The sequence below is a fragment of the Micromonospora endophytica genome (assembly GCF_003236305.1).
Taxonomy (GTDB): Bacteria; Actinomycetota; Actinomycetes; order Mycobacteriales; family Micromonosporaceae; genus Micromonospora; species Micromonospora endophytica.
On sequence record NZ_POTX01000161.1, the window covers coordinates 1 to 14,085 of the forward strand.

The following is a 14,085-nucleotide window of genomic DNA, read 5'->3' on the forward strand; positions in this document are numbered from 1 at the left end:
GCGTTGTCGATCCCGTAGCCGACCATCACCAGTTCCTGGGCCACCCCGTCGTGGATCTCACGGGCCAGCCGTTGCCGCTCCTCGTTGGTGGCCAGCGAGCGCACCTCGTCGAAGAGCAGGGCGTCTTGGGCACCACGATGACGGCGGTGCCGTACGCGCAGATCTCCATCCACATCTCACCGCAGTCGCGGCTGTCGAACCGCATCCCGATCACCGCGTTCGCGCCGAGCCGCCGGGCCTCCTCGCCGAGCCGGGCCACCGAGTCGGTACGCCACCGGGTGAGGTTGTCCGGCGCCATCGGGTCGTACGCGCCGCCGCGCAGGTTCTTCACACCCTCGCGGTAGGGGTTGCGGGTTCTGGCCATCGAGGAGACCACTTCGCCGAGGATCTGGCGGATCTCGTAGCCGGGAAGTTGATCCGTCGTCACGACCAGCACGTTTTCGATGCTGGCAGGCCCCACCGCGAAGGAACGTGAGCCCTGTTCACCTGGTCGGATGCTGAAAAACAACGCGGCGCGGACGGTGGGGGCGGGACCCCACCATCCGCGCTGCGACGGGCGTTAACCGTCAGACACCGGCCACCGAGGTGATCCAGGCCCTGTTGTACGCGACGCTGCCGTAGTCCTGGAGGCCAGGGCTGTGGCGATAGGCGCCACCGCGACGCCGACAAATCGACATTTGACGATTTGCTGTAAGGCTCCGTGAGGTGTTTCACAAGAGATTCACTGAAGCTGGGGGATGTAACAGCCGGACTTCCCGGTGGCCGGTGATCTGTCGCCGCCCCGAGCGCCCGGTCGACCCGTGGAAGGCTGAGCCCTTCGGCGTGTCCGGCAACGAACTCGTATCGGGACCGCAACGAACCCGTATCGGTCCGCACCGGCCCGGGTGGGTACGGTCGAGGACTGCCCGAACGCCGTGCGGCCGGTGCGTCTGGTGCGGTATCTGCCAGGTAGGCTGGCTGCGCTCGCCCGTTGTGGGTCGGCACCCAACTGCGTACACAGTCAGGAGTGCCCAGTGCCTCGCGTCGTCGTCGACGTCATGCTCAAGCCCGAGATCCTCGATCCGCAGGGCCAGGCCGTCGCAAACGCGCTGCCCCGGCTCGGCGTCAACGACGTCGCCTCGGTACGGATCGGCAGGCGGATCGAGATCGACTTCACCGGTGAACCGGACCTGGACCGGGCCCGGGAGATCGCCGACAAACTGCTCGCCAACCCGGTCATCGAGGACTTCACCGTCCACCTGGTCGAGACCGACGAGCCCGCGGACGCCCGCTCGTGACCGCCCGGGTCGGTGTGGTGACCTTCCCCGGCTCGCTTGACGACGGGGATGCGGCCCGGGCGGTCCGGATCGCCGGGGCGGAGCCGGTCCGGCTCTGGCACGGCGATCCGCAGCTGCACGGGGTGGACGCCGTTGTCCTGCCCGGCGGCTTCTCCTACGGCGACTACCTGCGCTGCGGCGCCATCGCCCGGTTCGCGCCGGTGATGGAGACGATCGTGGACGCCGCCGCGGGTGGGCTGCCCGTGCTCGGCATCTGCAACGGCTTCCAGATCCTCTGCGAGGCGCACCTGCTGCCCGGCGCGCTCACCCGCAACCAGCACCTACACTTCCGCAACCGCGACCAGTTGCTGCGGATCGAGTCCACCACCACCGCCTGGACCAACGCCTTCCAGCCTGGTCAGAAGGTGCTGATCCCGGTCAAGAACGGCGAGGGTTGTTACGTCGCGGACACCGCGACGCTCGACGAACTCGAGGCCGAGGGGAGGGTGGTGGCGCGATACGTCGGCGGCAACCCGAACGGGTCGCAGCGGGACATCGCCGCGATCACCAACCCCGCCGGCAACGTGGTGGGCATCATGCCGCATCCCGAGCACGCGGTGGAGGCGCTCACCGGGCCCTCCCTCGACGGCCTGGGCTTCTTCACCTCGGTGCTGAAGCACCTGGTGGGGGCCCCGGCGTGACCTTAGGCGTCGGGATCATCGGTCAGCTCACCCGCCCGCTGGGTGGCGAGCGCAACGAGGAGATGTCATGACCACGCATCCGGACCCGGTACGGGACACCCCGGAGGCATTCCCGGCCGGGTCGGCGCAGCCGGTCCGGCCGAGCCCGGCCGCCGTCGCGCCGCAGGGGGCTGCCGTGCCGCAGGCAAACCCGGCCGCGACCACGTCGCCGGCCAACCCGGCCAACCCGGCACCGGCGGCCGCCGCCGCGTCGCCGGCCGCCCCGGGCCGGCACGCGGCCGCCTCGGCCACCGACTGGAGCGACGGGGTGGACACCGTGCCGCGCGCCGGGGACACCCCCGAGGAACTCCAGCCCTACGCGGAACTGGGGCTCCGGGACGACGAGTACGACCGCATCCGGCACATCCTGGGCCGCCGGCCGACCCAGTCCGAGCTGGCGATGTACTCGATCATGTGGAGCGAGCACTGCTCCTACAAGTCCAGCAAGGTGCACCTGCGCCAGTTCGGCGAGAAGGCGCCGCCGAGCGACCGGCTGCTGGCCGGCATCGGTGAGAACGCGGGCGTGGTCCGGGTCTCCGACGAGTTGGCGGTGACCTTCAAGGTCGAGTCGCACAACCACCCGAGCTTCGTCGAGCCGTACCAGGGCGCGGCGACCGGAGTGGGCGGCATCGTCCGCGACATCCTCGCCATGGGTGCCCGGCCGGTGGCGGTGATGGACCCGCTGCGGTTCGGTGCCGCCGATCACCCCGACACCGCCCGGGTGCTGCCGGGTGTGGTCGCCGGCGTCGGCGGTTACGGCAACTGCCTCGGCCTGCCCAACATCGGTGGCGAGGTGGTCTTCGACCCCTGCTACCAGGGCAATCCGCTGGTCAACGCGCTCTGCCTGGGTGTGCTGCCGGTCAAGCGGCTGCAGAAGAAGGAGGCCACCGGCCCCGGCAACATCGTCGTACTGATGGGTGCCAAGACCGGGCGGGACGGCATCGGCGGTGTGTCGGTGCTGGCCAGCGCCACCTTCGACGAGGGCAGCGAGCAGCGCCGCCCGTCGGTGCAGGTCGGTGACCCGTTCATCGAGAAGCTGCTGATCGAGGCGTGCCTGGAGCTGTACGACGCCGAGCTGGTCGTCGGCATCCAGGACCTCGGCGGTGCCGGGCTCACCTGCGCGCTCACCGAGACCGCCGCCTCGGCCGGCACCGGGATGCGGGTCTGGCTGGAGCGGGTGCCGCTGCGCGAGCCGTCGATGGAGCCGCACGAGATCCTGGCCAGCGAGTCGCAGGAACGGATGCTGCTGGTCGTCGCCCCGGACAAGCTCGACGCCGTGCTGAAGACCTGCGAGAAGTGGGGCGTGCTGGCCACCGCGATCGGCGAGGTCACCGCGCCGGAGCCGGACGGGCAGCCCGGCCGGCTGCTGATCACCTGGCGGGACCAGCTGGTGGTGGATGTGCCGCCGGGTTCGCTCGTCGACGACGGCCCGGTCTACGCCCGCCCGATGCGCGAGCCCGCCGACCTGATCCTGCTTCAGGCCGACCGGGCCGAGACGCTGCCCCGACCGAGCGACCCGGACACCCTGCGCGAGACCGTGCTGCGCATGATCGCGTCGCCCAACCTCGCCGACAAGACCTGGGTCACCGAGCAGTACGACCGCTACGTGCTGGGCAACACCGTGCTCGCCCAGCCGGAAGACTCGGGCGTGATCCGGATCGACGAGCGGACCGGCCTGGGCGTGGCGCTCTCGGTGGACGGCAACGGCCGGTACGCCCGGCTCGACCCGTACCACGGTGCCAAGCTGGCGTTGGCCGAGGCGTACCGGAACGTGGCGGTGACCGGCGCGGAGCCGATCGCCGTCACCGACTGCCTGAACTTCGGCTCGCCCGAGGACCCGGGCGTGATGTGGCAGTTCGCCGAGGCCGTACGCGGCCTGGCCGACGGCTGCGCCGAGTTGGGCATTCCGGTGACCGGCGGCAACGTCAGCTTCTACAACCAGACCGGCGCGGCGGCGATCCACCCCACGCCGGTGGTGGGTGTGCTCGGCGTGCTGGAGAACGTGGCCGAGCGGGTGGCGAGCGGCTTCGTCCCGCGTCCCGGTGGCGACCACGACCAACTTTTCCTGCTCGGTGAGACGCACGTGGAGCTTTCCGGCTCGGAGTGGGCCTGGGTGACCCACCAGCACCTCGGTGGCGTACCCCCGCAGGTCAACCTGGCCCGCGAGAAGCAACTCGCCGGGCTGCTGGCCGCTGCCGCCCGGGTCGGGCACCTCAGCTCCGCCCACGACCTCTCCGACGGCGGGCTTGCGCAGAGCCTGGTGGAGTCCTGCCTGCGGCACGGTGTCGGCGCGCGCATCGCGGTGCCGGACCGATTCGGGGGCGGCTCGATGCCGTTCGTCTTCCTGTTCAGCGAGTCCTCCGGCCGGGTGCTGGTCTCGGTGCCGCGCGGGCACGAGAAGGCGTTCACCGCCCTCTGTGGCGAGCACGGCGTGCCGTGGGAGCTGATCGGAGTGACTGATCCCGCCGGCGGCGCACTGGAGGTGCACGGCCAGTTCCGGATCCGCCTGGACGAGCTGCGGGAGGCGCACGCCAGCCTCCTGCCGAGCCTGTTCGGGGGCATGCCGCCGTTCGAGGTGACCCCTGCGGAGCCAGCCGTTCCGGCTGCCGCTGCGACCGAGCCGGTCGCCGAGGGCGCCGGGGACGCCGGGGACACCGCCGAAGCTGGCACTGGCACGCAGGCCGACGAGGCCGGCACCGTCACCCAGATCGACGTCGTCATCGCGCCGGAGACCGGTGGCGAGGCGGACCCGGCGACCACGGCGGCGGTTGGCGGAGCGGACGCGACGGCCACCTCGGCGGAACCGGCCACTCCGGACGCCCCGGCCGGCCCGGATCACGGGCAGCCGGCCGTGCAGGCGGCTGACCAGCCGGCCGATGGCGAGACCGACGGAACCCGGCCGGCTGCCGGCGAGCAACCTCCCACCTCCGACGAGCGCTGAGGCGTTGGCCCCGGCCGTCCACGCCCAGCCCGGATCGGGGGCCCGCTTCGACTGGGGCCTGACGGGGGCGGCGGAACTCGGCCGGGTCTGCGCGGTGCTGGTGGTGGTGGACGTGCTGTCGTTCACCACCACCGTGGAGGTGGCGGTCGGGCGGGGGATGCGGGTGCATCCGTTCCCGTGGGACGCACAGGCCGCCGACTACGCGCGGCGGATCGGCGCGACCGTCGCGACCGGCCGCCGGCAGGTCACCCGGGAACATCCGTGGTCGCTGTCGCCGGCTGCGCTGAGTCGCGCACCGATCGTGCGCGACCTGGTGCTGCCGTCACCTAACGGCTCGGCCATCAGCGCCGCCGCCAGCGCCACCGGCCTTCCGGTGATCGCGGCCAACCTGCGTAACGCCCGCGCCGTCGGGCGCCGGCTGCTGCATCAGGGGTACGGCGCGGCCGGCACCCCGATCGGTGTGATCGCGGCCGGGGAACGGTGGCCGGACGGCTCGCTGCGCCCGTCGGTGGAGGACCAGCTCGGCGCGGCATGCGTGCTGGACGCCCTCTCCGGGGTGGCCGGCGGACTCTCCGTGGAGGCGGCCATCACCCTCGCGGCGCTGGCCAGCACCCCGGACGTGGCCGCGGCGGTCCGCGGCTGCGTTTCCGGACGCGAACTCATCGAGGGCGGCTTCGGCGAGGATGTCGAGATCGCCGTACGCCTCGACAGCTCGGACGTGATCCCGCTGCTCCGTGACGGCGTCTTCAGCTCGGCCGCCTGACCAGGCCGGGCAATCGGCAGTTGACGCGAAACGGCCACCGGTCAACCATGATCGCCTGGCTGGCCGGTGGCCGGTGATGTCGCGTCAGTCGTCCAGCCAGTCGAGGCGGCGACCGCCGCGCTCGGCTGGCGGGGTGTCCGGTCGCCCGCGACCGGCCTGGGCCGGATCGCCGTAGTAGTTGTTGTCGTAGCCGCGCTGCTGCGGCGGCTCCTGACCGTAACCGCCCTGTTGCGGTGGCTCCTGGCCGTAACCGCCACCGCCCTGGCCGTAGCCGCCCTGCTGCTGGTAACCGTCGTCGTAGCCGGTCCGCTGCTGCGGCGGCTCCTGGCCGTAGCCACCGCTCTGCTGGCCGTAGCCACCCTGGTCGTAGCGGTTCGTCTGGTTATAGCCGGCGTTGTCGTAGCCGCCGCGCTGGTGGGCGGGATCCTGGCCGTAGCCGCCGCCCGCTCCGTAACCGCCGGCCGGCTCGTTCTGGCCGTAGCCACCGGTGGGCTCGTTCTGGCCGTAGCCACCACGGCTCGGGTCACTCTGGCCGTAACCACCGGCGTCACCCTGGCCGTAGCCACCCGACTCATAGCCGCGGGTCTGGTCGGCCGGCCCGTAGCCGCCGGCTTCACCCGGCCCGTAGGCCCGGGTCCCGTCGGCCTGGCCGTAGCCGCCGGTCGGTTCGCCCCGGCCGTAGTCGCCGCCGGCCTCACCGCGGCCGTAGCCACCGGTGGGTTCACCGCGGCCGTAGTCGCCGCCGGCCTTGCCCCGGCCGTAGCCGCCGGTGGGTTCACCGCGGCCGTAGCCGCCGGTGGGCTCGGCCTGGCCGTAGCCCTGGCCGGCGTCAGGCTCGTACATGCCGGTGGCGTACGGGTCGGCGGGGGCCGGGTACCGGGTCTGGTCCCCGGTGTAGCGGCCGGTGGGCTCGTCGTACCGCTCGCCGTAGCCGGCGGCACCGCCTGCCGGCGGGTATTCCGCACCGCCGCTGCCGGCGCCGTGGTTGCCGTAACCACCACCCGACGAGGGGCTGTTGCCGTAACCCCCGCCGGAGGAGGGGGCGTTGCCGTAGCCGGGCGCGCCATAGCCGCCCTGTTCCTCGCCGTAACCGCCGGACCAGCCGCCGCCCTGTCCGGGCCCGCCCGGAGCGCCGTACGGCTGCGGAGGGGCACCGTACGGGTCCGGCGGGACGTCGTCGACGACCGGCTGGTGCATCATCGTCGGCGCGTTGCTCAGCCCGGCGCCACCGACCATTGTCGGATCCGGAGCCGAGCCGACCCGGTTCACCACCCGGGTCTGGTCGTCGGCGCCCGCGAACGAGCCGCGAGCCGCCGGCACCGCGCCGGCCGGCGCGCCCGCCGGGTCGTCACCGTCGGCCTCGGCGTCGGCCTCGTTGTTTTCCTTGCGCTTCATCCAGAGCAGCACGATCGTGCCGACGCCGACCGCCACGAAGAGCCCGCCCAGCAGGATCAGCAGCCAGTTGCCGAAACCGCCGGAGTCCTCATTGCTGGCCGGCGCCTGGGCGGCGGCGGTGTCGCCCGGGGTCTCCTCGTCCTCGGCGAACTCGTCGTCGAAGGGGTCCTCGGTGGGCAGTGCGGACTCGCTCGCCGACGGGGTGGGGGTGGGGCTGTTCGACGCCGCGATCGGCAGGGTGATCCGCCGACCGGTGATGCTCTGACCGGCGTTGGCGGTGAAGTTCACGACGCCGGTCTGGTTGTTGGCGCTCGCGCCGAGATCGATCCGGCCCGGTGCGATCAGCCGGTCCTGGCTGCCGGTGAAGCGGAAGTTTCCGTCACCGTCGCTGGTGGTCTCGTACTGCTTGCCGGCGCTGTCCTTGAGCAGCACCAGCGCGCCGGACACACCCTGGCCGGCCTGGTTGACCACCTTGCCGGAGACGGACCGGACCGTCTGCGGAGCCTGTGTGGTCGGCGCTGCCGGAGTCGGCGATGGTGCGGCGCCGACCAGCGTTACGGTCGTGCTCCGGCTCTGTTCGCCGGTCGGGTCGACGGCCTTGACCGTGATTACGGCCTGTCCGTCGGTGGCGTCACCCGCCAGGCGGAAGGTCGCCTGGAAGTTGCCGCTTTCGCTCACGCCGCCTTGGCTGCAACCTTCGATGCAGCTGAGCTTCGAGTTGTTGGAACTCACCGTGATGTCGGCGGCATTTTCATCCGTGATGCGGATCGAGTAGCGGACGACGGTGGTGTTGCCGGCCTCGACCCTGCTGGGGGAGGCGGACACGTTGTTCACTGCGGGGGCGGCGAAGGCGGGTGTCGCGGGGATGGCGAGCAGGGCACCGCCAATCAGCGCCACGACCACACCGGCCCGCTTCTGCCAGGCTCGTCGGTGTGTTGACACGTCCACCGCCTTCCGGACTGACCACCCCTGACCGGCGGGTGCCGGGCCGGGGAAACATCACGGTACGAATACGCCGTCGGCAACTATGCCTTGTCGGGGCGCATCGGCGCGACCCAGGGGCAACGTGATACGCGGCGCGATCACGCCGTATCGTCCCGTCGTGTCCTCTCCGCACATTAAGTCCGCAGTGGTCGCGACGGCGATGGCGGCGCTCGATACGGGGCGCACGCCCGAACGGTCGGTGCTCCGTGAGGCGGTCAGGGTGCTGTTGACCATCCTCGCGGCCCGCACCCCCGGCCAATCGGTGGAGGTGCGTGTCCCACCTTACGGTGCAGTTCAGTGCGTTCCGGGGCCACGACACACCCGCGGTACGCCATCGAACACGGTGGAGATGGATCCGCAGACGTGGCTCGCGGTGGCCACCGGGCGACTCGACTGGGCCCAGGCGGTCACTGAGGGTCGCGTACGGGTGAGCGGGGCGCGGGCGGACCTCTCCGCGTACCTGCCGCTGGAACTGGAGTGACTCCCGATGCGGGTGACACAGCGGGGTGATGTCGTGACTGTGTGTGGCGACATGGATTCGCGTACACTGTCAGGCGACAACAGTGTGGTCCCGGCCGAGCGGTTTCGCAGCAGCCCCCGTGCTACCCGCCAGGCCAGTCCAGACCAGCAAGAGGGAGCGGCAGGTGCCCCGAGGCGACGGCCGGCTGAGCCACGACCTTGATCCCCAACGACCAGGCCCCCAGGACGCGTGTGGTGTCTTCGGCGTCTGGGCCCCCGGAGAAGAGGTCGCCAACCTCACCTACTTCGGGCTGTACGCGTTGCAGCACCGAGGTCAGGAGGCGGCCGGCATAGCGGTCAGCGACGGCTCCGGCGTGGTGGTCTACAAGGATCTCGGCCTGGTGGCCCAGGTCTTCGACGAGCCGACGCTGGCGAGCCTGCGCGGGCACGTCGCGATCGGGCACACCCGGTATTCCACCACCGGCGGTTCGACCTGGGAGAACGCCCAGCCGACCATCCGCGCCACCAGCTCCGGCACCACTATCGCGCTGGCCCACAACGGCAACCTGGTCAACACCGCCGAGTTGCAGGAGGAGGCGGCCGGGCAGGGCCTGAGCGCGGATGGTTCGACGAACGACACCTCGCTTGTCACCATGCTGCTGGCCGGCCGCCCGGACCTCTCCGTGGAGGCGGCGGCGCTGGAGGTGCTGCCGCGACTGCGGGGCGCCTTCAGTTTCGTGTTCATGGACGAATCCACCCTCTACGCCGCCCGGGATGCACACGGAGTGCGGCCGCTGGTGCTGGGCCGGCTGGAGCGGGGCTGGGTGGTGGCCAGCGAGACGGCGGCGCTGGACATCGTCGGCGCCAGCGTGGTCCGCGAGGTCGAGCCCGGCGAGCTGATCGCGATCGACGCCGAGGGGCTGCGGTCGAGCCGGTTCGCGGCCCCCGAGCCGAAGGGCTGCCTCTTCGAGTACGTCTACATCGCCCGCCCGGACGCCACCATCGCCGGCCGTAACGTGCACGCGGCGCGGGTGCAGATCGGCCGCCAACTGGCCAAGGAGCACCCGGTCGAGGCGGACATGGTCATCCCGGTGCCCGAGTCGGGCACGCCGGCCGCGATCGGCTACGCCGAGGAGTCCGGCATCACCTACGGCGCCGGCCTGATGAAGAACCCGTATGTCGGGCGTACCTTCATCCAGCCGTCGCAGACCCTGCGTCAGCTCGGCATCCGGCTCAAGCTCAACCCGCTGCGGCAGAACGTACGCGGCAAGCGGCTGGTGGTGGTCGACGACTCCATCGTCCGCGGCAACACCCAGCGGGCGATCGTCCGGATGCTCCGCGAGGCCGGCGCGGTGGAGGTGCACGTACGCATCTCGTCGCCACCGGTCTCCTGGCCCTGCTTCTACGGCATCGACTTCGCCACCCGCGCCGAACTGCTCGCCAACGGCCTCGACAACGACGGCATCCGGCGTTCCATCGGTGCGGACACCCTCGGCTACGTCTCGCTGCCCGGCCTGATCGCCGCGACCGAGCAGCCGAAGAGCCGGCTGTGCCGGGCGTGTTTCGACGGGGAGTACCCGATCGAGCTGCCCGTCGGCAACCTGATCGGCAAGCATGTGCTCGAAGGGATCGGCCGTCGGGTCGCGCACAGTGCCGACGACGACACCGACCCCGCCGAACAGACCCGCCACCTGAAAGTGTCGGCGACCACACACCGCCCGTAGCAGCGCCGGCTGTGGTGTCGGTCACCGTCGACCCGGCAGCCGAGAACCAAAGGGGAGAACCGTGACGCACGTGTCCGAGCGCAGCGGCGCAGGAAGCAGCCCGACCGGCGCTGGCGGCGACCGCCAGCCCTGGACGGCCGGCACCGGCCGCTCACCTCGCAAACGCTCGGTCTCGTACGCGGACGCCGGCGTGTCGATCGAGGCGGGTGACCGCGCGGTCGAGCTGCTCAAGTCCAAGGTGAAGCAGACGCGGCGGCCGGAGGTGATGGGCGACCTCGGTGGCTTCGCCGGCCTGTTCCGGCTGGACACCACGAAATACAAGAACCCGATCCTGGCCTCCTCCACCGACGGGGTCGGCACCAAGCTGGTGATCGCGCAGCAGATGGACATCCACGACACGGTCGGCATCGACCTGGTCGCGATGGTCGTCGACGACCTGGTCGCCTGCGGTGCCGAGCCGCTGTTCCTGCTGGACTACATCGCCACCGGTGAGGTCGTTCCGGAGAAGGTCGCCGAGATCGGCGCGGGCATCGCCGACGGCTGCCGCTACGCCGGCTGCGCGCTGCTCGGTGGGGAGACCGCGGAGCACCCGGGCGTGTTGCGGCCCGACGAGTACGACATCTCCGCCACCGGTGTCGGCGTGGTGGAGGAGAGCTTGATCCTCAGCTCGGAGCGGGTCGAGGTGGGCGACGTGGTGATCGCCATGCGCTCGTCCGGTCTGCACTCCAACGGCTACTCCCTGGTCCGGCACGTGCTGCTGGGTGCCGGGCGGATGCGGCTGGACGTCGTGATCGAGGACTTCGGCCGGCAGCGCACCCTCGGCGAGGAGTTGCTCACGCCGACCAAGATCTACGCGCAGGACTGCCTCAAGCTGATCGCCGAGGCCGAGGTGCGGGCGCTGGCCCACGTCACCGGCGGCGGTATCCCCGGCAACCTGGTGCGGATCCTGCCCGAACACGTGGATGCGGTGGTCGACCGCGCGACGTGGAAGCCGCAGCCGGTCTTCGACCTGATCCAGTCCAAGGGCCGGATCGAGGATCCGGCGATGGAGTCGACCTTCAACATGGGCGTCGGGATGTTCGCGATCGTGTCGGCCGAGGACGCCGACCGGGCCCTGGCGACGCTTACCGGCCGGGGCGTGGACGCCTGGCAGGCCGGCGAGATCATCGAGGGCACCGGCGAGGTGCGGATGGTCGGTCAGCACACCCGAGGCTGATGACGCCGGGGTGGGGTGTCCGGAAACCTGAACAGGGCTTCACCCGAGTGGCCATGGCAGCCTAGCCTGAAGGGCACCCTCGAAAGCTGTGGGGCGCGCCCTCGTCGGGTGTGTCCGGCAGCGCGTCAACCGTTACCGAGGAGGGCGATGGCTGCGCGGGGACGGTCGTTGCGCGGGATGCGGGGCCTGGCCACGGTCCCGTCGTACGTCGTAATGCAGCCGACCACCCTGTGCAATCTGGACTGCGCGTACTGCTACCTGCCCTTCCGTGCGGCGGACCGGCGGATGCCTGTCACCGTGGCGGAGGCGGTGGCCACCTCGGTGAACCGGTGGGCCGCGTCGGGGCGGTTCTCGGTGGTCTGGCACGGCGGAGAACCACTGGCGGCCGGGCGGGCCCACCTGGCCGCGCTGATGGCACCGTTCGCTCCCGAGTTGGAGCACCACGTGCAGACCAACGCGACGTTGATCGACGACGCCTGGTGCGAGTTCTTCGCCACCCACCAGATGCGGGTCAGCGTGAGCGTGGACGGCCCCCGGGACCGCAACAGCGATCGGGTGACCCGGTCCGGGCGGCCCGCGTACGACCGGATCGTGCGGGGGGTGGCGGCGCTGCGCCGGCACGGGCTGCCGTTCTCGGCGCTGGCGGTGGTGAACGACCCCGCGCCCGGTCGGGCGACGGAACTCTACGAGTACTGCCTGGACCTCGGCTGCGAGGTGCTCGGTGTGAACATCGAGGAGACCGAGGGCGTCAACACGCGTGACAATTCCCACGACGCCGCCGCGGTGACCGGCTTCTGGGCCGAACTCGTCACCGCCTGGCGGCGGGATCCGCGGATCCACCTGCGGGAGGTCGAGTGGTCGCTGCGCTACGCCGCAGCGGTGCTGGACGGCAGCGCCGACGACCTGCTACCTGGCCAGCTCGACCCGATCCCGACCGTGGCGTACGACGGTTCGGTGGTGGTGCTCTCGCCCGAGTTGGCCGGCTTCACCGACCCGCACTACGGCGACTTCACCAGCGGCAACGTGCTCGACACCCCGCTGCACGCGATCCTCGCCGCGGCGGCCGGTACGCCCTGGGTCGGCGAGTTCATGGCCGGTGTGGAGGCGTGCCGGTCGTCCTGCGCGTACTTCGGATTCTGTGGTGGCGGGCACGCGGCCAACCGCTACTTCGAGCTGAGGCGTTTTGACGGTACGGAGACCGAGCACTGCCGTAACAGCAAGATCCGCCTACTGGAGGGAGTGTTGGAGCATGCCCGAGACCATCAGTCACCGTGAGCCTGACGGCGGAACGGAAGGCGGATCCGACCGGGTCGCCGACCAGGTCCGTGCAGCAGCCACCGGGCTGACCGCCCTGCTCCACGAGGCCGAGATCGCACGCCAGACACGGGCGGAGGTGGCGGGTGGGGACGGTGCCAGCGCGGTCTGCGCCTGGAACCACTTCGAGAACATCCCGACGTTCTACAACTGGAACAACCGGCCCCGCTGACCGGCCGGTATCCCCAGGGGCCTGCCACGCCCGGTTCGCTGTCCGGGCATGGCAGGCCCCTGGGTTGTCGGTGGTACGCCGCCGCGTAGCGGGCACATACGTGAGCACGCGGGGGGTGACCGCGTGCTCAGATGTGACCGGGGGTCAGCGGGTCGGACGGACCCAGGTGTCCGGGTCGTCCTCGGCGTGGTCCTCGTCATCGTCGACGTACTCTTTGTAGTCGTCGTCGAAGTTGCGGTCCGACTTGCCGCTGCCGCCGAGTTCTCGCTGCAAGGCGGCGAGGTCGGTGTTCGGGGAGTGATACTTCAACTCCCGGGCCACCTTTGTCTGCTTGGCCTTAGCACGGCCGCGCCCCATGGCTCGACCCCCTCGCACAGAATGCGGGGCAGCCCGAAGGCGGGCCCCGATGACGTCAGGCATCTCTCGTGGCTCTTACGGTACATGGGGATGTCCACGTTCGGCACCTCGGGTTACCGTCGACCGCCGCAGCGCGTTGCGTTGGTGCGGTCGTCACCGATTGTACCCGGTAAGGAGCGATGCCGGGTACGGTCGTGACAGCGGCGCGAATAATGTGAAAGCGGCAGAATCTCATCTTAAACCCGCCGAAGCCCCGAGGACGGGAGCAATCGTCCGCCGGTGGCGGCCCGTCCCCTCCTCGGTGCCTCGGTGCCTCGGTGTCGCGGGTCAGCGCAGGTGGATCGTGCGCAGCCGGCCGACCTCGGCCATCCGCCGCTCGGCCAGCCGGTCGGCGGCCACCGCCGGCGGGATGCCGTCCGCCTCGGCGAGCCGGAGGATCTCCCGGGTGGTGTCGTAGATCCCGGTGGCCCGCAACTTGGCCCGTTCGAAGTCGAAACCCTCGATCTCGTCCGCGACCTGGATCACGCCGCCCGCGTTCACCACGTAGTCCGGCGCGTAGAGGATGCCTCGGTCGGCCAGCAGCTTCTCGACGCCCGGGTGGGCGAGCTGGTTGTTGGCGGCCCCGGCGATCACCTTCGCGCGCAGCACCGCCACCGTGTCGTCGTTCAGCGCGCCGCCGAGGGCGCACGGCGCGTACACGTCGATGTCGGCGGCCACCAGGGCGGAGGTGTCGTCGACGAGAGTCACCTGGGGGTGGGTGGTGC

General features: G+C 71.1%; 12 protein-coding genes and 2 pseudogenes. 9 read left to right on the forward strand and 5 right to left on the reverse strand.

Annotated elements, in window-relative coordinates:
* Window positions 1–122: pseudogene (locus tag C1I93_RS20855) on the reverse strand (histidine kinase); the annotation flags it as partial.
* Window positions 119–496: pseudogene (locus C1I93_RS20860) on the reverse strand (YbjQ family protein); the annotation flags it as partial. The pseudogenes C1I93_RS20855 and C1I93_RS20860, both read right to left, overlap by 4 nt.
* A 517-nt stretch (window positions 497–1,013) precedes the next feature.
* Between C1I93_RS20860 and purS the strand changes: the two are divergent.
* The 4 genes from purS to C1I93_RS20880 all read left to right on the forward strand — a co-directional run bounded on the left by purS (window position 1,014) and on the right by C1I93_RS20880 (window position 5,700).
* Window positions 1,014–1,277 carry a phosphoribosylformylglycinamidine synthase subunit PurS gene (gene purS, locus C1I93_RS20865; RefSeq protein ID WP_111244989.1) on the forward strand — a complete coding sequence of 88 codons (264 nt, stop codon included), beginning with the start codon at window positions 1,014–1,016 and terminating at the stop codon, window positions 1,275–1,277.
* Window positions 1,274–1,957 carry a phosphoribosylformylglycinamidine synthase subunit PurQ gene (purQ, locus tag C1I93_RS20870; RefSeq protein WP_111244990.1) on the forward strand — a complete coding sequence of 228 codons (684 nt, stop codon included), beginning with the start codon at window positions 1,274–1,276 and terminating at the stop codon, window positions 1,955–1,957. Before purS ends, purQ begins: the two co-directional genes overlap by 4 nt.
* Window positions 1,958–2,024: 67 nt before the next feature.
* Window positions 2,025–4,937, forward strand: coding sequence for a phosphoribosylformylglycinamidine synthase subunit PurL (gene purL / locus C1I93_RS20875; protein ID WP_223256344.1), 2,913 nt, complete (start codon window positions 2,025–2,027; stop codon window positions 4,935–4,937).
* Window positions 4,873–5,700: a 2-phosphosulfolactate phosphatase gene (locus tag C1I93_RS20880; RefSeq protein WP_420811740.1), complete on the forward strand. Its 828-nt coding sequence runs from the start codon at window positions 4,873–4,875 to the stop codon at window positions 5,698–5,700. The genes purL and C1I93_RS20880 overlap by 65 nt, the downstream gene beginning before the upstream one ends.
* Window positions 5,701–5,784: 84 nt before the next feature.
* On the opposite strand, the gene C1I93_RS20885 is transcribed toward C1I93_RS20880, so the two are convergent.
* On the reverse strand, window positions 5,785–8,037 hold the full coding sequence (locus tag C1I93_RS20885; protein WP_111244998.1) for a carboxypeptidase-like regulatory domain-containing protein: 2,253 nt from the start codon (window positions 8,035–8,037) through the stop codon (window positions 5,785–5,787).
* Between the two features lie 202 nt (window positions 8,038–8,239).
* Between C1I93_RS20885 and C1I93_RS20890 the strand changes: the two genes are divergently transcribed.
* From C1I93_RS20890 to amcA, 5 genes are all read left to right on the forward strand, one after another.
* Entirely contained in the window at window positions 8,240–8,560 is a 321-nt protein-coding gene (locus C1I93_RS20890) for a sterol carrier family protein (RefSeq protein WP_420811741.1), read from the forward strand.
* A 163-nt stretch (window positions 8,561–8,723) separates the two neighbouring features.
* Window positions 8,724–10,262, forward strand: coding sequence for an amidophosphoribosyltransferase (gene purF, locus C1I93_RS20895; RefSeq protein WP_111244992.1), 1,539 nt, complete (start codon window positions 8,724–8,726; stop codon window positions 10,260–10,262).
* 61 nt (window positions 10,263–10,323) lie between these two features.
* Window positions 10,324–11,478 carry a phosphoribosylformylglycinamidine cyclo-ligase gene (purM, locus tag C1I93_RS20900; RefSeq protein ID WP_111244993.1) on the forward strand — a complete coding sequence of 385 codons (1,155 nt, stop codon included), beginning with the start codon at window positions 10,324–10,326 and terminating at the stop codon, window positions 11,476–11,478.
* A gap of 177 nt (window positions 11,479–11,655) precedes the next feature.
* Window positions 11,656–12,753, forward strand: a complete 1,098-nt coding sequence (gene amcB / locus C1I93_RS20905; protein WP_309148210.1) for a cyclophane-forming radical SAM peptide maturase AmcB — start codon at window positions 11,656–11,658, stop codon at window positions 12,751–12,753.
* Entirely contained in the window at window positions 12,728–12,964 is a 237-nt protein-coding gene (gene amcA / locus C1I93_RS20910; RefSeq protein ID WP_111244995.1) for a multiple cyclophane-containing RiPP AmcA, read from the forward strand. The genes amcB and amcA overlap by 26 nt, the downstream gene beginning before the upstream one ends.
* A 144-nt stretch (window positions 12,965–13,108) precedes the next feature.
* Here amcA and C1I93_RS20915 read toward each other — a convergent pair whose 3' ends face one another.
* A complete protein-coding gene (locus C1I93_RS20915; RefSeq protein ID WP_111244996.1) occupies window positions 13,109–13,321 on the reverse strand; it encodes a DUF3073 domain-containing protein in 213 nt (70 codons plus the stop codon).
* Window positions 13,322–13,648: 327 nt separating this feature from the next.
* On the reverse strand, window positions 13,649–14,085 hold a 437-nt coding region (locus C1I93_RS20920), incomplete at its 5' end, for a Rossmann-fold NAD(P)-binding domain-containing protein (protein ID WP_498070721.1).

Excerpts from the sequence above, each read along its gene's own strand:
- purL (WP_223256344.1), top strand. The coding sequence starts at position 2,025 with ATGACCACGCATCCGGACCCGGTACGGGACACCCCGGAGGCATTCCCG.
- C1I93_RS20880 (WP_420811740.1), top strand. The coding sequence starts at position 4,873 with ATGGCGAGACCGACGGAACCCGGCCGGCTGCCGGCGAGCAACCTCCCA.
- C1I93_RS20890 (WP_420811741.1), top strand. The coding sequence starts at position 8,240 with ATGGCGGCGCTCGATACGGGGCGCACGCCCGAACGGTCGGTGCTCCGT.
- amcB (WP_309148210.1), top strand. The coding sequence starts at position 11,656 with ATGCGGGGCCTGGCCACGGTCCCGTCGTACGTCGTAATGCAGCCGACC.
- amcA (WP_111244995.1), top strand. The coding sequence starts at position 12,728 with ATGCCCGAGACCATCAGTCACCGTGAGCCTGACGGCGGAACGGAAGGC.
- C1I93_RS20915 (WP_111244996.1), bottom strand. The coding sequence starts at position 13,321 with ATGGGGCGCGGCCGTGCTAAGGCCAAGCAGACAAAGGTGGCCCGGGAG.